General features: G+C 72.1%; 15 protein-coding genes. 9 read left to right on the plus strand and 6 right to left on the minus strand.

Going from position 1 to position 22,065, the window contains the following annotated elements:
• Window positions 1-78: 78 nt before the first annotated feature.
• A complete protein-coding gene (locus tag NMN56_RS29300) occupies window positions 79-1,713 on the minus strand; it encodes a DUF5691 domain-containing protein (RefSeq protein ID WP_274040243.1) in 1,635 nt (544 codons plus the stop codon).
• Between the two features lie 362 nt (window positions 1,714-2,075).
• Window positions 2,076-3,638 carry an SWIM zinc finger family protein gene (locus tag NMN56_RS29305; protein WP_274040242.1) on the minus strand — a complete coding sequence of 521 codons (1,563 nt, stop codon included), beginning with the start codon at window positions 3,636-3,638 and terminating at the stop codon, window positions 2,076-2,078.
• 162 nt (window positions 3,639-3,800) lie between these two features.
• Here NMN56_RS29305 and NMN56_RS29310 point away from each other — a divergent pair, with 162 nt between their 5' ends.
• The 5 genes from NMN56_RS29310 (at window position 3,801) to sucD (ending at window position 11,665) form a co-directional block, all read left to right on the plus strand.
• Complete coding sequence (locus NMN56_RS29310) at window positions 3,801-4,907, plus strand: ATP-binding protein (protein WP_274040241.1); 1,107 nt, start codon at window positions 3,801-3,803, stop codon at window positions 4,905-4,907.
• The gene (locus NMN56_RS29315) at window positions 4,904-7,927 is read left to right on the plus strand and encodes a DUF5682 family protein (protein WP_274040240.1); all 3,024 of its coding nucleotides are present in this window, start codon (window positions 4,904-4,906) and stop codon (window positions 7,925-7,927) included. Before NMN56_RS29310 ends, NMN56_RS29315 begins: the two co-directional genes overlap by 4 nt.
• The gene (locus NMN56_RS29320; RefSeq protein WP_274040239.1) at window positions 7,924-9,063 is read left to right on the plus strand and encodes a VWA domain-containing protein; all 1,140 of its coding nucleotides are present in this window, start codon (window positions 7,924-7,926) and stop codon (window positions 9,061-9,063) included. Before NMN56_RS29315 ends, NMN56_RS29320 begins: the two co-directional genes overlap by 4 nt.
• 497 nt (window positions 9,064-9,560) lie before the next feature.
• Complete coding sequence (gene sucC / locus NMN56_RS29325) at window positions 9,561-10,745, plus strand: ADP-forming succinate--CoA ligase subunit beta (RefSeq protein WP_274040238.1); 1,185 nt, start codon at window positions 9,561-9,563, stop codon at window positions 10,743-10,745.
• 35 nt (window positions 10,746-10,780) lie between these two features.
• Entirely contained in the window at window positions 10,781-11,665 is an 885-nt protein-coding gene (gene sucD / locus NMN56_RS29330; RefSeq protein ID WP_274040237.1) for a succinate--CoA ligase subunit alpha, read from the plus strand.
• 87 nt (window positions 11,666-11,752) lie between these two features.
• Here the strand turns inward: sucD and NMN56_RS29335 are convergent, their stop codons facing one another.
• Window positions 11,753-13,411, minus strand: coding sequence for an RNA polymerase sigma factor (locus NMN56_RS29335; RefSeq protein WP_274040236.1), 1,659 nt, complete (start codon window positions 13,409-13,411; stop codon window positions 11,753-11,755).
• A gap of 105 nt (window positions 13,412-13,516) precedes the next feature.
• On the opposite strand from NMN56_RS29335, the gene NMN56_RS29340 reads away from it, so the two are divergent.
• Window positions 13,517-15,328, plus strand: a complete 1,812-nt coding sequence (locus tag NMN56_RS29340) for a cell division protein PerM (protein ID WP_274040235.1) — start codon at window positions 13,517-13,519, stop codon at window positions 15,326-15,328.
• Between the two features lie 188 nt (window positions 15,329-15,516).
• On the opposite strand, the gene NMN56_RS29345 is transcribed toward NMN56_RS29340, so the two are convergent.
• A complete protein-coding gene (locus NMN56_RS29345; RefSeq protein ID WP_274040234.1) occupies window positions 15,517-16,479 on the minus strand; it encodes a hypothetical protein in 963 nt (320 codons plus the stop codon).
• Window positions 16,480-16,708: 229 nt separating this feature from the next.
• Here NMN56_RS29345 and purN point away from each other — a divergent pair, with 229 nt between their 5' ends.
• Together purN and purH are read left to right on the plus strand one after the other, a co-directional pair.
• Window positions 16,709-17,371, plus strand: a complete 663-nt coding sequence (gene purN / locus NMN56_RS29350) for a phosphoribosylglycinamide formyltransferase (protein ID WP_274040233.1) — start codon at window positions 16,709-16,711, stop codon at window positions 17,369-17,371.
• Entirely contained in the window at window positions 17,364-18,950 is a 1,587-nt protein-coding gene (gene purH / locus NMN56_RS29355) for a bifunctional phosphoribosylaminoimidazolecarboxamide formyltransferase/IMP cyclohydrolase (RefSeq protein ID WP_274040232.1), read from the plus strand. Before purN ends, purH begins: the two co-directional genes overlap by 8 nt.
• 221 nt (window positions 18,951-19,171) lie before the next feature.
• Here purH and NMN56_RS29360 read toward each other — a convergent pair whose 3' ends face one another.
• Both NMN56_RS29360 and NMN56_RS29365 read right to left on the minus strand, forming a co-directional pair.
• Window positions 19,172-19,795 (minus strand): DUF3824 domain-containing protein, encoded by a 624-nt coding sequence (locus tag NMN56_RS29360; protein WP_274040231.1) that lies wholly within the window; start codon window positions 19,793-19,795, stop codon window positions 19,172-19,174.
• A 232-nt stretch (window positions 19,796-20,027) separates the two neighbouring features.
• A complete protein-coding gene (locus NMN56_RS29365) occupies window positions 20,028-20,921 on the minus strand; it encodes a hypothetical protein (protein ID WP_274040230.1) in 894 nt (297 codons plus the stop codon).
• Window positions 20,922-21,108: 187 nt separating this feature from the next.
• On the opposite strand from NMN56_RS29365, the gene NMN56_RS29370 reads away from it, so the two are divergent.
• Window positions 21,109-21,963 carry a bifunctional methylenetetrahydrofolate dehydrogenase/methenyltetrahydrofolate cyclohydrolase gene (locus tag NMN56_RS29370; protein ID WP_274040229.1) on the plus strand — a complete coding sequence of 285 codons (855 nt, stop codon included), beginning with the start codon at window positions 21,109-21,111 and terminating at the stop codon, window positions 21,961-21,963.
• Window positions 21,964-22,065 lie beyond the last annotated feature (102 nt).

Below are 22,065 nucleotides of genomic sequence, written 5' to 3' on the forward strand. Positions count from 1 at the left end.
TCCCCGTGGTCGGGGCACTGATTGGCCCTCCGTGGTCGGGGCACTGATTGCCGTCGGGGCGCCGAAGAGGTGAACTCCTTAGGGTTCGGGCGTCAGTTCGGCGAGCATGGTGGCGCGGAGACGGAGCGTGGCCACCATGCGTTGGAAGGACTCGGCCCAGTAGGCGCCGGCTCCGGGGGACTCGGTCTCTGAGGCGTCGGGGACGGCCGCGAGCGGTTCCAGGCGCTCGGCGTCCGACGGGTCGAGGCAGCGTTCGGCCAGGCCCATCACTCCGCTGAAGCTCCAGGGGTAGCTGCCCGCGTCCCGGGCGATCTCCAGTGCGTCGACCACCGCCCTGCCGAGCGGCAACGGCCAGGGCACGCCGCAGACTCCCAGGATGCGGAACGCCTCGGAGAGACCGTGCACCGCTATGAAGCCGGCCGCCCACGCGCCGCGTTCCTCCTCCGGCAGTACGGACAGCAGCTTCGCCGGGTCTCCGGGGCCCTCGGTGAACGGGGCCGTCGGCGGGCCGATCAGTGCGCGTGCCCAGTCGGCGTTCCGCTGTCGTACGGCAGCGCCGCACCAGGCGGCGTGCAGGTCGTCGCGCCAACCGTCCGCCACGGGGAGCGCCACGATCTGCCCGGGTGTTCTGCCGCCCAGCCGCTCACCCCATACGCGCAGAGGCGCCGCCTCGACCAACTGGCACAGCCACCAGGCCCGTTCGCCGCGGCCCGTCGGTGGTTTGGGTATGACGCCGTCGCGCTGCATGTCCGCGTCGCACTCGTGCGGCGCCTCCACCACGATGCCGGCGGGTCCTGCCCCGGTCACATGGTTCTGTGCGACACAGGTGCGGGCCCGGGCCGCCATGCGGGCCGCCAGCGCGGAGCCGGGCAGCGCGGCGAGCAGCTCGGCCGCTGTCGCGCGTACCGTACGGCTGCGGTCGGTCAGGGCACGCTCCAGGAACGGTTCGTCGTCGGGACACAGGCCCTGCCGCAGCGAGTCGAGGAACATCAGCCTGTCCTCGGCCCGTTCGGACTGCCATGACGAGGCGAGCAGCGCGAGCCCCGCGCCGGGGTCGCGCCTGCGCAGCGCGCCGAGCAGAGCCACCCGCTCGGCGAACAGGCCCTCCTCCCAGGTGCGCTGGATCTCGCCTTCGTGTTCCTCTCCCTCCGGTATCCGGCGCTGCACGCCGTCGCGGAGTGCGAATTTCCAGTCCTCGTTCTGCCGCGCGAGCCACAGCGCGCGCGGGCCCGCGAACGCCAGCGTTTCGGCGCGCAGATCGGTGCGCGCCCGCGCCGCGTCCAGCAGCGCGGGCAGCTGCGCGACCGGTGCCCGGTACCCCCGCGCGTTCGCCGCCGCGAGCCACTGGGGCAGCAACTCGCCGAGATCGGGTGCCGGCCCGCGCCGGCCGCCACCCGTGGTGGCCGTACCGCCGCCCGCGCGGTTCGCCAGCAGCAGGGACAGACGCCGGCCGGCGGCCTTCGGCGGTGTGGGGCGCGGATCGTCAGGCGCCGGCTCCGTTCTCCGGTGCGGCGCGGCGGGTCTGGCTCCGGCGCGGCGCCGTACGGTCTCCACGGCGGCGGCGTCCAGGAGCGCGCCCACGCTGCCGCCCGGGGGCGTTCTGCGCTCCACTCCCAGCAGTGCCGCAGCGACCAGCTCCCCCCAGGGAGCGGTCTCAGCGGTGCCGGGCCGCTTCTGTGCGGCCCCGGACTCGGACAACTGCGGCTCACCCATGCTTCCCCCTCCACACCTCGTGCTCACCCAGCTTTCGTGCGCCGCCTCTGTGCGGTATTCCGTGCCCCGCCCCTGTGCGGTGTTCTGTGCGCCCTGCCCCTGTGCGATGTTCCGTGCGGTATCCCGTGCGGTGTTTCCGTGGGCCGCTTCCGTGGCCCGTTCCTGGGCGCCGCCTCCGTGTGCCCTTCGCCGGGAAGTCCGGCGAAGGGCACACGGCTTGCGGCGCGGGGCTCACAGTCCCCGGCTCATGGCGCTTCCTGGCCCATGGAGCCCTCCGCCCACGGCAGTTCCCTGTTCAAGGAACGGCCCTGTTCACGGGGGAGCCCCATGCACAGGGCTGCCCTGTTCACCGCCGTCCCCCTTCACAGGGGGACGGCGACGCCCTCGCTCCAGGTCGCGTACGGCGCGAAGCCCCGGTGGCCGCACTCCCCGAACACCGTGACGGGGCCCTCTGCCGAGATCGCCACGAGCTTCCACAGCGTCCCCGGCGCCGTCCCTGGCGCCAGGGGTATCGCCAACTCGCCCTCCGACGAGACCAGTTGCCACTCCTTTCTCGCTCCGGCCGGTCGGCTGCCCGGCCCCGGCACCGGTCCTGGCCCGGACTCCGGCCCCGTCGTCGGCGGGACCGGCACCACGTCTCGCAGCACATACGGCCACCCGTCCAGCCACGGGTCGTCGCGCAGTGCCTCGCCGTACGCGGTGAGCGCGTCCGGCACGTCGCCGCCGGGCGGCAGGAAGCCGGGGCGGGGAACCCCATGCCGTTCCCCCAGCGCGGCGCGCAGCGGGCGTACGCCCGGGTAGTACGCCAGATCCGCTTCCAGCGTCGTCCCCACGGGCAGTGCCAGCTCGGGCGGGCGCCCCCCGGCGCCGTAGGAGAGGAGGAGCGCGATCCTGTCCGTCGCCCTGCCGTACAGCCATATGCGGCGTGCCGTCAGGCGCCCCTCGTCCGTGTCCCGCTGTGCGAGGACCAGCCACTCGTCCCGCATCCGCGCCTCGTCGTCGGCCAGCAGTTCGGCCGCCTCCACCGTCAGGCCCACCCGGGCCCTGACGGTTTCGGCCAGCGGACCCGGCAGTTCGTCGAGCCGCTGATAGCCGCGCGCCAGCATGTGCAGCAGCGCGCACTCCGCCAGCAGTCGCTCGGGCCAGCCCTCGCCCGAGCCGGGGACCGTCCCCAACTCCCGTATGCGCGCTGCCAGCCCTGGCACCTGTGCGTCGACCATGCGGGCCGCCATTTCCTCCCACGGCGCGTATCCCGCCTGGTCGGTGCCGGCGAGGCCGCCGCGCAGCAGGTCCTCAAGCCGCTGTTCCAACTCCTCGGCCCCGCCTGCCATACGTGCCGCGCGCTGCTCGGCACGCCTTCTCGCTGCCTCAGCTCGCGTGTCGGGAGTCCTCGTCGCTCCCTCCTCCGCGTCCGCTCCCGGTTGCTCGTCCTCGTCCCGGCCCGCGCGTGATCCCGTGCCCGTACGTGTGTCCGACCCCGCTTCCGCTCGCGTACCTGATCCCGACCCCGCCCCCGATCCTGTCGCCCGACCGGCAGTCACGCCCTGCCCGTTGACCTTGCGCTCGGCGCGCTGCCGCCTTCCGCTGATCCACTCGCCGGCCCACTCCGGAGGCTCCGAAGCCTCCGCGACCGCCACCTCGTCGCCCGCCCACAGGAGCAGCAGGCCCATCGCGTGTTTGCAGGGGAACTTCCTGCTCGGACAACTGCACCTGTATCCCGGCCCGTTACCCCCGTCCAGGTCGACCACGGTCTGATACGGCCTGCTGCCGCTGCCCTTGCACAGCCCCCAGACCGCCCCGCTGCCCGAACCCGCTTGCGTCCACGGGCCGGGCGCCGACAGCTTGCTTCCCGCTCGACGTGACGCCTCATCAGGCGCCAGCGCCCATACCTGCTCCGCCGTCCAGCGGACTGCCTGTCCACCCATGCAGAAAACGGTAGGCGGCACCACTGACAATCCCTCCCGGCCTGGCATCGCCGCAGGTCAGCGCGATTGTCAGTGGCGGGGTGCAGAGTGGATGACGGATCGGCCGAGGCGGGGTTCGCGGCGGCCGGTTCGCCCTCATCAGTCCTGCGCAAAGGGGGAGTTGTGACCGATAGCCTTGCCGCGGAACCGGCGGCCGTACTGCGTCCGCATGCCGAGGACGCCTTCGCCGACGAGCTGAAGGTGCTCGCCGCCGTCGACGACAGGCCGCGCCCCGAGCGCTGGCGCCTGTCACCGTGGGCCGTCGCCACGTATCTCCTCGGCGGCGAGCTGCCCGGGGGGCAGGTCATCACGCCCAAGTACATCGGGCCGCGCCGCATCGTCGAGGTGGCCATCAGCACCCTCGCGACGGACCGTGCGCTGCTGCTGCTCGGGGTGCCTGGCACGGCCAAGACATGGGTGTCCGAGCACCTGGCTGCGGCCGTCAGCGGCGACTCGACGCTGCTCGTCCAGGGCACGGCGGGTACGGCCGAGGAGTCGATCCGCTACGGATGGAACTACGCACAGTTGCTCGCCCAGGGCCCCAGTCGCGAGGCGCTGGTGCCCAGCCCGGTGATGCGCGCGATGGCGGAGGGCATGACGGCGCGGGTCGAGGAGCTGACCCGTATCCCGGCCGACGTACAGGACACGTTGATCACCGTGCTGTCCGAAAAGACGCTGCCGATACCGGAGTTGGGCCAGGAGGTGCAGGCCGTCGGCGGCTTCAACCTCATCGCGACGGCCAACAATCGCGACAGGGGCGTCAACGAACTGTCCAGCGCGCTGCGCCGCCGGTTCAACACCGTTGTGCTGCCGCTGCCCGAGACGGCGGAGGCGGAGGTGGAGATTGTCGCGCGCCGCGTGGACCAGCTCGGCCGCTCGCTCGACCTGCCGCCCGCTCCGGAGGGCTTCGACGAGATCCGGCGCGTCGTCACGGTCTTCCGCGAGCTGCGGGACGGCGTCACCGACGACGGACGTACGAAGGTCAAGTCCCCCTCGGGGACGCTCTCCACGGCCGAGGCCATCTCCGTCGTCACGGGCGGCCTCGCACTGGCCGCGCACTTCGGGGACGGCGTCCTGCGGGCCGGCGACGTCGCCGCCGGAATCCTCGGAGCCGTCGTACGCGACCCGTCCTCCGACCGCGTGGTGTGGCAGGAGTATCTGGAGGCCGTGGTGCGCGAGCGCGAGGGCTGGAAGGACTTCTACCGCGCCTGCCGAGAGGTGTCGGTATGACGGATGCCGGGGGAGCCGGTGTGACGGATGCCGGGGGAGTCCGCGTGACGGGGGCGGAGGGAGGTGGCCCGTTGCTGCTGGGGGTGCGGCACCACGGGCCCGGATCGGCGCGGGCGGTACGCGCCGTGCTGGAGGAGTACGCGCCGCGCGTCGTGCTCATCGAGGGCCCGCCCGAGGGCGACGCCGTCGTCGGGCTCGCGGGCGACATCGGCATGGTGCCGCCCGTCGCCCTGCTCGCGCACGCCGTGAACGAACCGGGAAAGGCGGCCTTCTGGCCCCTCGCGGAGTTCTCCCCGGAGTGGGTCGCGATCCGGTGGGCCGTCGCACGCGGCGTGCCCGTCCGCTTCATCGACCTGCCGGCCGCGCACGCGCTGGCGATGGCGGAGGAGACGGAGGAGACGGAGGAGGGGGAGACCTCGGGGGAGGCCGGATGTGACGGTGACGGCGGATGTGACGGTGACGGCGGGGGCGACCGTGCGGATCGGGGCGACTGTGCGGGCCGGGGTGACCGCGAGGACCCGGGTGACCGTGGAGACGGGGACGAGCGCGCAGACGGGGACGAGCGCGCAGACGGGGACGAGCGTGGAGATGGCGACGAAGGGCCGGGCGTCCGGCACCGTGACGGTGTAGGCGACCGGGGCGAGCGCGAGGGCAGCGAGCGCGGGGGTGGGGGCGAGGGAGAAGCCGGGTCCGGTCACGGTTCCGAGCGGGGGCCCGCCATCGAGTCTGATCCCGATCCCGACCCGCACTCCGATCATGATCCCGATTTGGGTTCGGGATCCGGTACCGATTCCGGTTCCGAAGCCGATCCCGGGCGAGGGCCCGACGCTGGACCCGGACCCGGACCCGGACCCGGTACGGGTCCAGGCCCGAGGCCCGGAGTCGGCGCCGAGCTGCGGCTCGACCCGCTTGCGGCGCTCGCAGAGGCCGCCGGGTTCGACGATCCGGAGCGGTGGTGGGAGGACGCGGTCGAGCACAGGGGCGGCGGGGCGGGCCGTCAACGGGGCGGCGGGGCACGGGAGTTCGACCCGTATGAGCCGTTCGCCGCGCTCGGTGAGGCGATGACCGAGCTGCGGGCCACACACGGGGACGGCGGCCACCGGCGTGACCTCGTCCGTGAGGCGCACATGAGGCTGCGACTGCGGGAGGCCCGCAAGGAGTTCGGGGACGCGGCCACAGCCGTCGTCTGCGGCGCCTGGCACGTGCCCGCGCTCACAGCCCGCACGACGGCGACGGCCGACCGCGCCATGCTCAAGGGCCTGCCCAAGGTGAAGGCCGAGGTCACGTGGGTTCCGTGGACCCACAGGCGGCTGGCACGCCAGTCCGGATACGGAGCGGGCATCGCCTCGCCGGGCTGGTACGGCCATCTCTTCTCCGTACCCGACAGGCCGATCGAGCGCTGGATGACCAAGGTCGCGGGCCTGCTGCGGGAGCAGGATCACCCGGTGTCCTCGGCCCATGTCATCGAGGCCGTGCGCCTGGCCGAGACCCTCGCCGCCATGCGCGGAAGGCCACTTGCCGGGCTCACCGAGACGACCGACGCGATACGGGCCGTGCTGTGCGAGGGCTCCGACATCCCCATGGAGCTGGTGCGTGACCAGCTCGTCGTCGGCGATGTGCTGGGCGAGGTTCCGGAGAGTGTCCCCGCCGTGCCCCTGCAACGTGACCTCGTGCGCGAGCAGCGCGCCGTACGGCTCAAACCGGCAGCCGCCGAACGGGAGTTGGAGCTTGACCTGCGCAAGGAGACGGACGCGGCGCGCAGCAGACTGCTCCACAGGCTGCGGCTCCTCGGCGTCGCCTGGGGCGAGCCGGCCATGGCCCGTACCGGCAGTACCGGCACCTTCCGCGAGAGCTGGCGGCTGCGCTGGGAGCCCGAACTGTCCGTACGGGTCGCCGAGGCCGGGATCTGGGGCACGACCGTAAGGGGGGCGGCGACGGCGAAGGCCAGTGCCGAAGCCGCCGAGGCGGGCGGCGCGCTGGCCGATGTCACCTCCCTCGCCGAACGCTGCCTGCTCGCCGAACTGCCCGACGCGCTCCCGGTCGTCATGCGTGTGCTCGCCGACAGGGCGGCGCTGGAGTCCGACGTCGGCCATCTCGCCGAGGCGCTGCCCGCGCTTGTGCGCACGGTGCGTTACGGCGATGTACGCGGCACCGACGCGGGGTCGGTCGCTGAGGTCGCCGCGGGGCTGGCCGAACGGGTGTGCGTGGGCCTGCCGCCCGCGTGCGCCGGCCTCGACGCGGACGGCGCCCGGGACATGCGGGGCCATCTCGACGCCGCGCACCACGCGGTGAGCCTGCTCGCCCGCACGACGCTGAGCCACGGCACCCCGATACCGGTGGACGGCGCGGGTCTCCTGGACCGTTGGCGTGCGGTGCTCCGCACCCTCGCGGGGCGGGACCGGGTGCCAGGACTGATACGGGGCCGCTGCGCCCGGCTGCTGCTGGACGACGGGCGGCTGGACGATGCGGAGGCCGCACGGTTGATGAGCCTGGCGCTGTCCCCCGGCACCCTGCCCACCGAGGCGGCGGCGTGGGTCGAGGGGTTCCTCTCGGGCGGCGGCATGCTGCTCGTGCACGACGAACGGCTCCTCGCGCTGGTCGACCGCTGGCTCGCGGGTGTCTCGGGGAACGCGTTCACGGACGTACTGCCGCTGCTGCGGCGGACGTTCGCGGAGTACGAGGCCGGAGTGCGGCGCACCCTGGGGGAGTTGGTGCGGCGCGGGCCGGGGCCCGGACCGAGCGGCGGTACCGGCGGCAGAGCCGGCTCGGCCCCCGCCGCCGGGGAGAGCCTGCCCGGATTCGGCCCCGGCCTCGATACGGCACGCGCCGACGCGGTGCTGGCGACGGTACGGCTGCTGTTGGGGCACCGCGAGGGCGGCGCCGGGGCTGGCCAGGGCGCCGGTGAGGGCGGTGCCAGGAGCAGAGCCGGGGCCGGGACCGAAGGGGAAGGCGAGGGGGAAGGCGAAGGCGGCGGCGGAAACGGCGGTGCGGTGAGCGAGCGGGAGGGAGCGGGCGTATGAGCGGGACACCTGTGGCGGGCGGGACCCAGGACGCCGCCGACGAGCGGCTACGGCGCTGGCGGTTGGTGCTCGGCGGCGGGGAAGCGGACGGTACGGGCTGCGAACTGGGCGCGTCGGACGGCGGCATGGACCGCACGCTCGACGCCGTATACGGCGGCGGACTGGGCGCCTCCGCGCCCCATGTCTCCCGCTGGCTCGGCGACATCCGTACGTACTTCCCCAGCTCGGTCGTACAGGTGATGCAGCGCGACGCCATCGACCGCCTCGGCCTGGCCTCGCTGCTACTGGAACCGGAGATGCTGGAGGCCGTCGAACCGGACGTCCACCTCGTCGGCACGCTGCTGTCGCTCAACAAGGCGATGCCGGAGACCAGCAGGGAGACCGCCCGCGCGGTGGTGCGCAAGGTGGTCGACCAGTTGGAGAAGCGGCTGACCAGCCGCACGCGTTCGGCGCTCACGGGGGCGCTCGACCGCTCGGCGAAGGTCAGCCGTCCCCGGCACCGCGACATCGACTGGAACCGCACGATCCGGGCCAACCTCAAGAACTACCTGCCCGAGTACGGCACCGTCGTGCCCGAACGGCTGATCGGGTACGGGCGTGCGGCCCAGTCCGTGAAGAAGGACGTCATCCTCTGCATCGACCAGTCGGGATCCATGGCGTCCTCCGTCGTCTACGCCTCGGTCTTCGGCGCCGTCCTCGCCTCCATGCGGACCCTCGACACCCGGCTCGTCGTCTTCGACACCAGCGTCGTCGACCTGACCGACGACCTCGACGACCCCGTCGACGTGCTCTTCGGTACCCAGCTCGGCGGCGGTACGGACATCAACCGCGCCCTCGCCTACTGCCAGTCGCGCATCAGCCGGCCCGCCGAGACGATCGTCGTCCTCATCAGCGACCTCTACGAAGGCGGGATACGCGACGAGATGCTGAAGCGGGTCGCCGCCATGAAGGGTGCCGGCGTGCAGTTCGTCACCCTCCTCGCCCTCTCCGACGAGGGTGCACCCTCCTACGACCGGGACCACGCCAGCGCGCTCGCCGCGCTGGGCGCCCCCGCGTTCGCCTGCACCCCCGACCACTTCCCCGAGGTCATGGCAGCCGCGATAGAAAAACGCCCCCTCCCGCCACCACCCGAGTAACTCCCACCCGCGAGGTGCGTGGCCGCATCGAGACCCCGAGCCGGTGGACGGCCCCGCCCCTTCCGCCGTACTGGTCCGCCGTACTGGTCCGCCGTACCGGTGGGAAGGGCCCGCTCCCTTCCCACCGCGTCGGTGACGTACCCGCGCCGCTGGTCCGGCGGTGCCGTGTGCGTTTTCCGTGCGGATGGGTGCCGCCGGACTCCCGCCGTCCCGGGTGAGCACCGTTGCTGAGGGAAGCGGCTGAGGGAAGGGTGTGAGCGTTGGCCGCCCCGGCGGAGCGGGGGCGGTCGGCCCCCGCGCGAGGTGGGGGCAGGGCGGGGCCCGGGGCGTGCTGTGACCGGTCTCACCGCGTTCGTGTGAGCTGCAATTTAGGCAGCGCACGTACGCAGAGCTAACCTGCAAGGCGGACATGCCGCGTGCACGGTGGACGCCGCGGCCCTGCGGCACGCCCACGCTGACATCGACCGCGATACCACTGATTAAGGGGACGGACGCGCGTGGACCTGTTCGAGTACCAGGCGAGGGACATCTTCGCCAAGCATGACGTACCGGTGCTGGCCGGTGAGGTCATCGAGACGCCCGAGGCGGCGCGCGAGGTGACCGAGCGACTCGGCGGCCGTGCGGTCGTCAAGGCGCAGGTCAAGACCGGCGGCCGTGGCAAGGCCGGTGGCGTGAAGCTGGCCTCCGACCCGGCGGACGCGGTCGAGAAGGCCGGCCAGATTCTGGGCATGGACATCAAGGGCCACACGGTCCAGAGGGTGATGCTCGCCCAGACCGCCGACATCGCGGAGGAGTACTACGTCTCCTTCCTCCTCGACCGCACCAACCGCACCTTCCTGGCGATGGCCTCCGTCGAGGGCGGTGTCGAGATCGAGGAGGTCGCGGCCACCAAGCCCGAGGCGCTGGCCAAGATCCCGGTCGACGCCATCGAGGGTGTGACCGAGGCGAAGGCCCGTGAGATCGCGGAGGCGGCGAAGTTCCCCGCCGAGCTGATCGACCAGATCGCCAATGTCCTCATCAAGCTGTGGGACGTCTTCATCAAGGAAGACGCGCTGCTGGTCGAGGTGAACCCGCTGGTCAAGACCGGCGAGGGCAAGGTCATCGCGCTGGACGGCAAGGTCTCGCTGGACGAGAACGCCGACTTCCGCCAGCCCGACCACGAGGCGCTTGAGGCTGCTGACAACCAGTCCGGGGCCGCGGCGGAGCTGGAGGCGGCGGCCAAGGCCAAGGGCCTCAACTACGTGAAGCTCGACGGCCAGGTCGGCATCATCGGCAACGGCGCGGGCCTGGTCATGTCCACCCTCGACGTGGTGGCCTACGCGGGCGAGAAGCACAGCAACGTCAAGCCGGCCAACTTCCTCGACATCGGTGGCGGCGCCTCCGCCGAGGTGATGGCCAACGGCCTGGAGATCATCCTCGGCGACCCGGACGTCAAGTCCGTCTTCGTGAACGTCTTCGGCGGCATCACCGCCTGTGACGCGGTCGCCAACGGCATCGTGCAGGCGATGGAGCTGCTCAAGTCCAAGGGCGAGGACGTCAACAAGCCCCTGGTCGTGCGTCTCGACGGCAACAACGCCGAGCTGGGCCGCAAGATCCTCACGGATGCAGCCCACCCGCTCGTGCAGCAGGTGGACACCATGGACGGCGCGGCCGACAAGGCCGCCGAGCTGGCCGCCAAGTAAGCCCGGACGAGACCGAACGAGGACATCGACACACCATGGCTATCTTCCTCAACAAGGAGAGCAAGGTCATCGTCCAGGGGATGACCGGCTCGGAGGGCCAGAAGCACACCAAGCGCATGCTGGCCTCCGGCACCAACATCGTCGGCGGCGTGAACCCCCGTAAGGCGGGCACGACCGTGGACTTCGACGGGACCGAGGTCCCGGTCTTCGGCGGCGTCAAGGAGGCCATGGAGGCCACCGGCGCCGACGTCACGGTGATCTTCGTACCCCCGAAGTTCAGCAAGGACGCCGTCGTCGAGGCGATCGACGCGGGCATCGGCCTGGCTGTCGTGATCACCGAGGGCATCGCCGTCCACGACACCGCGTACTTCTGGGACTACGCCTCCCAGAAGGGCAACAAGACGCGGATCGTCGGCCCGAACTGCCCGGGTCTGATCACCCCCGGCCAGTCGAACGCCGGCATCATCCCGGCCGACATCACCAAGCCGGGCCGTATCGGCCTGGTCTCGAAGTCGGGCACGTTGACGTACCAGATGATGTACGAGCTGCGTGACATCGGCTTCTCGACCTGCGTCGGCATCGGCGGTGACCCGGTCATCGGCACCACGCACATCGACGCGCTCAAGGCGTTCGAGGCCGACCCGGAGACCGACCTGATCGTGATGATCGGCGAGATCGGCGGCGACGCCGAGGAGCGTGCGGCCGACTTCATCAAGGAGAACGTCACGAAGCCGGTCGTCGGCTACGTCGCGGGCTTCACGGCGCCCGAGGGCAAGACGATGGGCCACGCAGGCGCCATCGTCTCCGGCTCCTCCGGCACCGCGGAGGCGAAGAAGGAGGCCCTGGAGGCCGCGGGCGTGAAGGTCGGCAAGACCCCGTCCGAGACCGCACGCCTCGCGCGCGAGCGCCTCAACGGCTGAACAACAGCCTCAACGGCTGACCGCTGACGCTCTGTTCGAGCGCCGAGCGAGTTGACGGGCCCGCACCCGCGGAAGGGTGCGGGCCCGTCAACGTTCGTATGCGGGGACTTCACGCGGCCCCTGGGCCCTGTGCGATCTCTGGCCACTGTGCGATCCCTGGCCTCTATGCGGCCCCTGTTCCTCCTGTGACCGCTGAGCGTCAGAAGACCCCCCGGACTGCTCGGCACCGCGCCCGCGGTGCGTCTCGCCGGACTTCTTGAAGTCCTTGAGGTGCATGCGGGCGTTGGTGGAGCGGAGCTGGGGGAGGTACGCGCGGCGGGTGGCCGCTGCCGGGTCTCCGGGACCTGGCAGCGCCAGGCCGGCCCGGCCGACGGGCGGGAGGCCGGCCTTCTCGGGGAGGATGCCGCCCGGACTGACGGCCGACGGGACTGCGGGCGGCACGGCGGCCGGGGCACTCGGCCCGGGCCCCGGCCTCGGCTGCTCGCGCCGGGGAGCGGCCGGGTCATCGGCCGTCACCAGCGTGAACACCGTCGCCGCCGTCACGGTCGCCGTCAGCCCCACCGAGGCGCGGGTCCAGCGCCGTGTGGTGTGTTCGCTGCCCCGCCGTACGAGTGGGGGCGGCGAGGTCCGTACGGGCTGCGCCGCCGCGAGTTCGCGCAGCCTGCGGGCGAGGAGGGCACCCCGTTCGTCCTCTGCCGTATCCCGCAGCTCCGGCCAGTCCTGGGCGAGCGCGGCGCGCGCATGCGTGATCCGGCCGGCCGTCGCGCGGGTGCTGGCCTCGGTCTCCGCCGCGGTGTCGGGCAGGCTCAGTCCGATGCAGTCGAAGAGGACGAGAGCGGCGCGGTAGGAACGCGGCAGCTTCAACAGCGCGTCCAGCAGCGTCCTGTCCGCGGGCGGCCCCGCGTACGCCTCCGCCCGGCGCCGTCCGGGGAGCAGCTGGTGCCAGGGCGACAGTGCGTACCCGTACGCCGTCGCGCGTACCCATCCCCCTGGGTCGCGGTCGGCGGCCACCTCGGGCCACCGCTCCCATGCCTGGTGGAACGCCCACTCCACCGCGCGTTCCGCCACCCGCCGGTGCCCGCACAGCAGGAAGGTCTGCCGCATCAGCGGCCGTGCGTGCAGCTCGTACAGCTGGTCGAACGCCTCGGTCGGGCTCTCCGGCGCGTCCGGCACGGGCGCGGGTGCCACCCGCGCGTGGGCCTCGTGCACTGAGGACTCGGCGTGCTCGGCGTATTCCCTGGACGCGCGCGCCGCGGGCGGTGCCGGGACCTTCGGCAGCTGCGTCTTCACGATGAAACGAGCGACGGGAGCCGATACCTCCGCTTCCTTCGCAGCCGCCTCCGCCTTCTTCGGAGTCGCCTCCGCCTTCTTCGGAGTCGCCTCCGCCTTCTTCGGGGTCGCCTCCGCTTCCTTCGGGGTCGACTCCGCCTTCTTGGGGGTCGCCTCAGCCTCCTTCCAGACGGGGTCCTTGGGCGCGAACTCTCCCGGGGGCGGCTTCTCCGCTGCGGGCCTCTTGGCCGCCGTGGACATTCCTGACGCGGCGTCTGACCTGTTGCTGTGCTTACGACCTGACGGGGCGTCGGGTGTGCCCGCCTCCGCTCCCTTGGGTGCGGTGTTCTTCGCGGTGTTCTTCGCGGTGCCTTTCGTGGGCGCCTTCGTGGGCGACTTCGCGCGGCCGTGTGCGCCGCGCTTCGCGGTCTTCTTACGGGGTGTGCGCTTGTCGGAGCGGGGGCCGGGGGCTGTCATGCGGCGGCAAGTGTGGAGAAAAGGTGCATAACGCTTAGCTTGGGCGACACAGCGATGAATTGCCTGCTACCAGGGCGAAACGGGTGTTCTTGGCAGCATGACGGCGTGAGCCAATTGACGCACCGTGGCCCGTCGTTGTCCCCAGGGCGCAGCGACCACCGTCCCCTGCCCCTCACCACCGGCTGGTTGCTGGGTGGTGCCCTCGCCGCCGGGCTGGGGCTCGGCGCGTTCGCCGTCGTCGTCCTGCTGCTGTGGACCGTCTCTCCGTACCCCGACAGTGGGGCCGACGGGGCGCTCCACTTCGCCGCCGACCTGTGGCTGCTCGCGCACGGGACCCAGCTCGTGCGGACGGAGACCCTGTCGGGTGTGCCCGCGCCTCTCGGGATCACCCCGATGATGCTGACCGTGGTGCCCGTGTGGTTGCTGTGCCGTGCCGTACGGGAGGGGCTGGACGCGCGCGTGGAGGCGGGCGGCGACCAGAGTGCCTTCACCGTTGCCGGATGGGTGGCGGGCGGCTATCTGCTGGTCGGTGCCGCGGCCATCGCCTACGCGCGGAGCGGCCCGATCCAGGTCGACGGGCTGAACGCCGCCTGGCATCTGCCGCTCGCCGTGCTGTGTGTGACGGGAGGGTGCGCGGGACTCGTATACGGCCGGTCCCCGCTGTCCGCGTTCGCGTCGCTGCCCTCCTCGCTGCTCGCCGAGCCGAAGGCCCGCCGCCTCCTGCGGGCGCTCGCGCGCGAACGCATCGCCGTCGCCGTCCGTGCGGCGAGCGCGGCCGTCGTCGTGCTGTGCGGCGGGGGCGCGCTCCTGCTCACGGGCGCCGTCGTATGGCATGCGAACGCCGTACGGGAAGCGTTCCCGCAGCTCACGGGCAGCGCCTCGGGCCAGTTCGCGATGCTGCTGCTCGCCATCGCGCTGTTGCCCAACGCCGTCGTATGGGCGACGTCCTACGGGCTGGGCACCGGCTTCACGCTCGGAGGCGGCAGCGTCGTCGGCCCCGTCGTCGCGGACGGCTACCCGCCGCTGCCGCCCTTCCCGCTGCTGGCAGCCGTGCCCGACGAGGGGCCGGGCGGGGTGGTGGTGTGGTGCCTGGCAGGTATGGCGCCGCTGGCGGGGGGCGCGGTGTGCGGCTGGTGGGTGGGGCGTTCCGAGGTCGCGCTCGGAGGCCCGAACGGTACGGGTTACGGCTGGCGCCGCATCCTCAACACGGTGCTGCTCGCCGCCCTGTTGTGCGGTGCCGTCCTGGCGCTGTTCGCGGCGTGCGCGGGCGGCGGGCTCGGGGCGCAGGCGCTCGGGCACCTGGGCCCGTACTGGTGGGAGACGGGCGGCGCTGCCTTCGCCTGGGCTTTCGTGGTGGGCACACCCATGGCGTTCTGGGTGCGGTGGTGGAGGCTGCACACCGACCGCATGGCGATCGCCGCAGCGCGGGAGGCGGCCTCGGTGGAAGAGCACGGACTCGGCGAGGAGTGGCACAGCGACGAGTCGCGGCGTGTGCGCTGGTCCGCGATGAAGGCCGCCTCGGGCGGCCTCATGCCGCCGTTCGACCCGGACGAACCGCTGCCCGCACCCGTGCGAGAGCAGACCCCCGAGCGGACATCCGGGCGATCGCCCGAGCGGGCGGCGCCGGCGCGCACACCGGAACAGGTGCCGGAGGACGCAGAGGCAGGCCCCGACAGCCCTGAGCCCGAGCCCGACGGTGCGGAACGGAGTACGGAGGAAGAAGGCGGCGGCGCAGGGCACACAGGGGGTACGGGAAGCGCGAACCGCGCTGCTACGGAGCACGCGGACCCTGCCGACCCTGCCGGGGCCACCGGCGGAACCAGCGGGAGCGGAACAGCCCCCGAGTCCGGGGGCGGTGGGTCAGAGGACGACGGGCGCGAGGGCAACGGGGACGCGGGAACCCCCCGCACCTCGTAGCGCTCGCGCACGCACCTCGTAGCAGGGCGGCCCCGCACCCGCGGCTCGTAGCGGACGTGCGCACGCTCGCGCACGGGTCCCGTAACGAACGGCCGCGCACCCATCGGCGTCCACCGTCATCGGCGTCCACCGTCCACCGCCCCCTGCCCCCAGAGACGGAGGGTCAGGTGCGGCTCTTCAGGAGAGGGTCAGGTGCGGCTCTCCAGGAATGGACGCAGCTCTTCCGGAAGGTGGTTCTTGCAGTCCTCACGGCTGGACTGGGTGAGCGCGTCTTCCTGACACGTGTAGTAGTCCTTGTAGACGGACTGGAACGTGAACGTCGCCGCCACGAGCGCCAGGGTCAGACCTGCCGTGACGATGCCGCCGATGGCCGCCGTCTTCTTCGCCTTCGCCGCCTGCTCCGGAGTCACCGTCAGCGGGATCTGCGGCTTGTTCTCGGGCGAGGGTGTCTCGGCCACCCCCTCGCGCGTACGGTCCGTGCCCGCGACGTCCTCGGCCGTCGCGCGCGTGCCGCGGCTCTTGGAGCGGCGGCCACCCGGGCGGGAACCGGAGGAGGAAGCGGACTTCGGCGGTTTGCCGCGCAGCGCGCTGATGCCCCAGTACAAGGACAGTGCCCCGAGCAGCAGGGCGACCTGCGGCAGGCTGAGGAGCGCGAAGAAGAGGCCCCAGATACCGGCGTGTAGCGCGTAGCGCGCGTGGCGCTGGAGCGGGTCGGTGGGGTCCCAGCGCATGCCGCGCTGACCACCGGGGCCGCCCTGACCTCCCCCTCCGTGGCCTCCGGGGCCGCCGTTGTTCCCGTTGCCGCCGTTTCCTGGCCGGCCGCCGAAGCCACCGCTCTGCCTGCCGGGCTGGCGGCTGCTCCACTGGCTGCCCCACCGCGACGGCTTGCCCTCGCTCCCGGAGTCAGAACCCGACCCCGAGTCAGAACCGGAACCCGAATCCGAACCCGCGTCAGAACCGGAATGCGAACCGGAACCCGGTCCCTGGCCGCCGTCGAAGCCCGAACCCGACTCAGAGCCCGCATCCCCGTTGCCCGAGGTCCGGCGCGGCTCCCACGGCTGGTCCGGCTGCCCCTCCGGCGGTGGCGCGAAGGGATTGTCCTCGCGAGAGGGGCTGTCGGAGGAAGCCGCACGGCGGCGTCGGTCGGTCATCAGGTGTGTGTCTTCCTTGTCGCTTCCGCGTCGCTTCCACGGCACTTCGGCCCGTACAGAGCCGTGTCCCTGACGCTACCTTCCGCATGCGCCCCCGTCCCGTGGGGGCTGTCTGGAGTGCCGGTATCGTTGTCGACGGTCGGACGCTTCGTAGAGTTCCCCGGAATCTTCCGGTCCACGGCTTGTGCGACCGCACAATCCCGTCTCCCCCGCGAGAGAGAGCCCCGTCGTGGCCGCGCAGTCCTTCCGTCCCGTCCAGCAGGCGCGTCTCGTGGTCCTGGTGTCCGGCTCGGGCACGAACCTCCAGGCGCTGCTCGACGCCGTGGCCGCTTCGCCGGGGGAGGCCCCGTACGAAATCGTCGCCGTCGGCGCGGACAGGAACGGCATCGAGGGCCTGGAGCGTGCCGAACGGGCCGGGATCCCCACGTTCGTATGCCGTGTCAAGGACTTCGCCACGCGCGAGGAGTGGGATGCGGCGCTGACGGCGGCCACGGCGGCACACGCGCCTGACCTGGTGGTCTCGGCGGGCTTCATGAAGGTCGTCGGCAAGGAGTTCCTGACCCGCTTCGGCGGGCGGTTCATCAATACGCACCCCGCGCTGCTTCCCAGCTTTCCCGGTGCCCACGGCGTACGTGACGCGCTCGCGTACGGCGCCAAGGTGACCGGGTGCACCGTCCACTTCGTCGACGACGGCGTCGACACAGGGCCCGTGATCGCGCAGCGCGCCGTCGAGGTCCTGGAGGAGGACCACACCGACGAGGGTGCCGCTCTGCACGAGCGGATCAAGGAAGTCGAACGACGGCTGCTCGTGGAGGTCGTGGGCCGTCTCGCCCGCGACGGCTACCGCATCGAGGGGCCGAACAGGAGAAGGGTACGACTGGGTCATGAGTGAGACTGCCGGTACCGGCGCCAAGCGGCCGATCCGCCGCGCGCTGATCAGCGTGTACGACAAGACCGGCCTGGAAGGGCTGGCACAGGGGCTGCACGCGGCGGGCGTTCAGCTCGTCTCGACCGGTTCGACCGCGAAGAAGATCGCGGCTGCCGGAATCCCGGTCACCGCCGTCGAGGAGCTGACGGGCTTCCCTGAGTGCCTGGACGGACGGGTCAAGACCCTCCATCCGCGTGTGCACGCGGGGATCCTCGCCGACCAGCGGCTGGAGGCGCACCGCGAACAGCTCGCCGAGCTGGGCGTGGAGGCGTTCGAGCTGGTCGTCGTCAACCTCTACCCGTTCGAGGCGACGGTCGCCTCGGGAGCCTCGTCCGACGAGTGCGTCGAGCAGATCGACATCGGCGGCCCCTCGATGGTCCGCGCGGCGGCCAAGAACCACCCCTCGGTAGCGGTCGTGGTCAACCCCGACCGCTACGGAGACGTGCTCCAGGCCGCCGAGGACGGCGGCTTCGACCTGATGGCGCGCAAGAAGCTCGCGGCAGAGGCGTTCCAGCACACCGCCGCCTACGACGTGGCGGTCGCCGGATGGTTCGCGGGTGAGTACACCGAAGAGCCCGCGGAAGGCACGGGGGGCGCTGAGTTCCCCGGGTTTCTCGGCGTGACCTTCACCCGTAAGAACGTGCTGCGCTACGGCGAGAACCCGCACCAGCCCGCCGCGCTCTACGCGTCCGGCAGCGGTGGCCTCGCCGGCGCCGAGCAGTTGCACGGCAAGGAGATGTCGTACAACAACTACGTCGACACCGAGGCAGCGCGGCGCGCGGCCTACGATCACGACGGGCCGTGCGTCGCCATCATCAAGCACACCAACCCCTGTGGTATCGCGGTCGGTTCGGATGTCGCCGAGGCGCACCGCAAGGCGCACGCGAGCGACCCGCTGTCCGCCTATGGCGGCGTCATCGCCGTCAACCAGCAGGTGTCGGTGGCGATGGCCGAGCAGGTCGCCGGCATCTTCACGGAGGTCGTCGTCGCGCCCTCGTACGAGGAAGGCGCCGTGGAGGTCCTCTCCCGTAAGAAGAACATCCGGGTGCTGCGCTGCCCCGAAGCACCGCGGGCGCACACCGAGTTCAGGCCGATCGACGGTGGCGGCCTCGCGCAGGTCAAGGACGCCTTCCAGGCGGAGGGCGACGATCCGGCCAACTGGCGGCTCGCCGCGGGCACCGCGCTGCCGGACGACGAGCTGGCCGAGCTGGTGTTCGCCTGGCGCGCGTGCCGCGCGGTGAAGTCCAACGCCATCCTGCTGGCCAAGGACCGCGCGACCGTCGGCGTCGGCATGGGCCAGGTCAACCGCGTCGACTCCGCGCGCCTGGCGGTGCAGCGTGCGGGAGAGGAGCGCGCACGGGGGTCGTACGCCGCCTCCGACGCGTTCTTCCCCTTCCCCGACGGCCTTGAGGTACTGACCGAGGCCGGGGTCAAGGCCGTGGTGCAGCCCGGCGGTTCGGTCCGCGACGACCAGGTGATCGAGGCAGCGGCGGCGGCCGGAGTGACGATGTACCTCACGGGGACACGGCACTTCTTCCACTAGAGGCTGGGAGCGCTGCTGCCGCGGGACCCGCTGTTACGGGGCTGCTGTTACGGGAGCCGCCGCCCACGGGGAGGGCCGCACGGCGCACGCCTGTGCCCCGGCGAATGAGGCCGGGGCACAGGCGGAAGCGACGAGCGTCGAGCGGTGAACCGCGAACGGTGAACGGTGGGCAGCGGGTCGCCGGACGCCGTGGCGGGGGCTGCGCTGCCTTCCGAACCGCCTCAGAAGCGCGGGCGGTTGAACCACTGGCCCGCCGCGCTCAGCGAGCAGAAGATGATCGTCAGGATGGCCGTGGCCAGCCACAGCACGTACAGCAGCATGGCGCCGGGGCCGTATACGTCGTTGCTGCTGCTGGCGACACCGAGGAAGCCGAGCAGCGGCACCAGGCTGTTGAGGGACGCGGCGATGATGGCGGTGATCCGGGTTCCGGCGGCGCCCTTGCCGAACATGGAGGCGGGCACGATGTGCAGCGCTGCGAGCCCGCCGAGGATCAGGAAGAAGATCACTCCGACACCGGCGGCGCCGCCGCTGGCCCCGTCGAGGCCGGGCACCTCGTTCAGCCCGTCGGCGGCTGCGAGGAACCCGATGAGGCCGATCACGCCGGCCAGTGCCCACAGCGAGCCGGCGACGAACAGCAGTACCCGGGCCGTGATCACGGCCCCCGGCATCCGCGCCACGTTCGGCGGCATCGGGCCGCCGGGGTACCCGGGTATGCCGCCCTGCTGGGGGTAGCCGTACATCGGTTGCGGGGGAGCCTGCTGGGGATAGCCGTATCCCGGCTGGCCCTGTGGGGGCGCCGCGTACGGGTTGTTGGGGTCCTGGCCTGGGGGCGGTGGGTAACTCACGCTGTTCCTCCGAGCGGTGTCGAGGGGGACGGTCGGACATGGGAGCTCCGGAGAAACACACGTCCGGTCCTGCATGGACACCGACTCCCCCGGTTCGGCGCCGTACCGCCCGCCCTCCGTGACCTGACGGCGCCTTTGCCCAATGTTGGTGTCGGCGTGTCGCGCTGTCCAGCCGGGTTTCTCGACCGTGGCGAATCCGCAACGCACCGTGAGGGACTCCGGTGACCGTCCGTCAGACCAACTGCCCGTCCAGCACGCGGAGATGGTCCTCGCGCACCAGATCGAAGCGGAGCGCGTGCGCTACGAGGGATTCGCGTAAGGCATCGTCCGCGAACCTCCCGTCCGGCCGTGCGCCCGGTGGGTTGCCCGGCGGGGGCAGCCGCAGCTTCAGGCCCAGGTAGTCGATGTTCCATGCGACGGCTGCGGGCTTCACCCCTGGCCAGACGGGCCGCAGCCGGCCGACCAACTGCTCCACGGTGGGAGACGTCGCACAGGAGCCACCGCGCAGCCTCGGCTCGCACAGCGCCGCCAGTACGAGGAAGTACCGGCGGGTGCGGTCCAGCGGAAAGGCCAGCGGGGACGGGTCGTCGGGCCCGACGTCCGCCTCCTCGCGCCACTCCCAGGGGCCCCGGTCCCCGGAGCTTCCTCCCCGGCCTCCCCGACCACGCGCACCGCTCCGGCCTCCCCGAACGCAGTCCTCCGCTCCGCCCGGCGTCCCCGGCCCCTCCGGGTGGCCGAGCCCTCCCGGGGACTCGGGGTAGGCGAGGTAGTCGTGCCGGGGCGCCAGTACGTCGAATCCCGCGCTTCTGCCGTCGGCGCGCAGCGTCACCCGCGCGAACTCGAAGGGCACCGGCGCGTCCGCCCGCCCCGGCGCGACCCTGATGCGCTCCCCGGCGCCCTCGGGGTTCCGTACGACATAGGTCTGGTCGCGGCTGAAGTTGGTGAGTATCCAGAAGGCGCGGGTCGCCGTGATCTCCCCGGCGGCGGGCGCGACTCCGGGGTGCGCGACGGTCAGTGCGGTGTCCGGAGGCGCCGTACGGCCGAAGCGCAGTGTCTGGCCCGGCTCCAGCCGGTGCTGTCCCTCGGGCTTCCGGCACCCGTCCGGGATGATGATCACGCTGAACACATCCGCAGGATACTGACTCTCGGTCGCCCATCACAACGGAGAGTGAGAATGGCGGCGTCAGGCGCTGGCGGGCCGGGCGGGGCCGGGGCAGGACGAGTTGGGCCGAGGCGGACCGAGGTGGACCGAGGCGGGGCCCGGCGGGCCACCTGATTGGAGACCACGCGCGCGTATCCGGGAGGATGGGCCCATGACCGCCCAGATTCTCGATGGCAAGGCCACCGCAGCCGCGATCAAGTCCGACCTCACCACGCGCGTCGAGGCGCTCAAGGCCCGGGGGCTCACACCCGGTCTGGGCACGCTGCTCGTCGGCGAGGACGTCGGCAGTCAGAAGTATGTCGCGGGCAAGCACCGCGACAGCCAGCAGATCGGCGTCAACTCCCTGCAGCGTGAACTCCCCGCCACGGCAACCCAGGAGGAGATCGAGGCGGTCGTCCGCGAGCTGAACGAGGACCCCTCCTGCACCGGTTACATCGTGCAGCTCCCGCTCCCTCGCGGTATCGACACCAACCGCGTGCTCGAACTCATGGACCCGGACAAGGATGCGGACGGGCTCCACCCCACGAACCTCGGCCGCCTCGTCCTCAACCAGCCGGGGCCGCTGCCCTGCACCCCCGAGGGCATCCTCGTCCTGCTGCGCCGCTACGGCGTCGAGGTGAACGGCGCCCATGTCGTCGTCGTCGGACGCGGCGTCACAGCGGGGCGCCCGCTGCCGCTCCTGCTCACCCGTAAGTCCGAGAACGCGACCGTGACGCAGTGCCACACGGGCACCCGCGACCTGCCCGCGCTGCTGCGCCAGGCGGACATCGTCGTGGCCGCTGCCGGTGTGCCGCACCTCGTGAAGCCGGAGGACGTGCGGCCCGGTGCCGCTGTCCTCGATGTGGGGGTCAGCCGGGACGAGAACGGCAAGATCGTCGGCGATGTGCACCCCGGTGTACGGGACGTCGCCGGATGGATCTCCCCCAACCCGGGCGGTGTCGGCCCCATGACCCGCGCTCAACTGCTGGTGAACGTGGTCGAGGCGGCCGAACGCTCCCTGGGCTGAGCGTTTTCCTCGCGGGGCGCACCCGGTCGACCGCGTCGGCCGGTCCGGACCGGCCCGGATCGGCCCGCGCCGGACCGAAGCCGACCGGTACTGAGCGGACTG

Source organism: Streptomyces iconiensis, assembly GCF_028657195.3.
GTDB classification, from domain to species: domain Bacteria; phylum Actinomycetota; class Actinomycetes; order Streptomycetales; family Streptomycetaceae; genus Streptomyces; species Streptomyces iconiensis.